Source organism: Rubrivivax albus, assembly GCF_004016515.1.
Lineage (GTDB): Bacteria > Pseudomonadota > Gammaproteobacteria > Burkholderiales > Burkholderiaceae_C > Rubrivivax > Rubrivivax albus.
In genome coordinates, this window is sequence record NZ_SACT01000051.1 from 1 (window position 1) to 458 (window position 458).

A 458-nucleotide genomic window follows, 5' to 3' on the forward strand; every position below is an offset into this window, starting at 1 on the left:
TCTTCAGTCTCGGTTATATGAAAGGCGAAGAACGATTTGCCACTTACTATTCCTTTCTTGGTTTATTTACGTTTTCGATGCTGGGTCTGGTGGTATCATCCAATCTTTTCCAGATCTACATGTTCTGGGAGTTGGTTGGTGCTTCCTCTTATTTACTCATCGGTTACTACTTCCAGAAACCATCGGCAGTTGCTGCATCAAAAAAAGCATTCATTGTAACACGCTTTGCCGATCTTGGTTTTCTCATCGGTATATTGATCCTTGCATTTTATGGTGAAAGCTTAGACTTCAATACCATTATTCAAAATTTAACTACACAACAATCTTCACAATTCTTAGCTATCACCTCTGCTTCATTCATTGGCATCTCTGCATTAACATGGGGATTGGTGATGGTGTTCATGGGTGGTGCAGGTAAGAGTGCCATGTTTCCGTTACACATCTGGTTACCCGATGCC

Annotated in this window: 1 protein-coding gene; it reads left to right on the forward strand. The window is 41.0% G+C overall.

Translation table 11 applies throughout. From position 1 onward, the window contains the following. Positions 1-17 precede the first annotated feature (17 nt). Positions 18-458: proton-conducting transporter transmembrane domain-containing protein (locus ENE75_RS26060; RefSeq protein WP_259371727.1), on the forward strand; the 441-nt coding region annotated here is incomplete at its 3' end.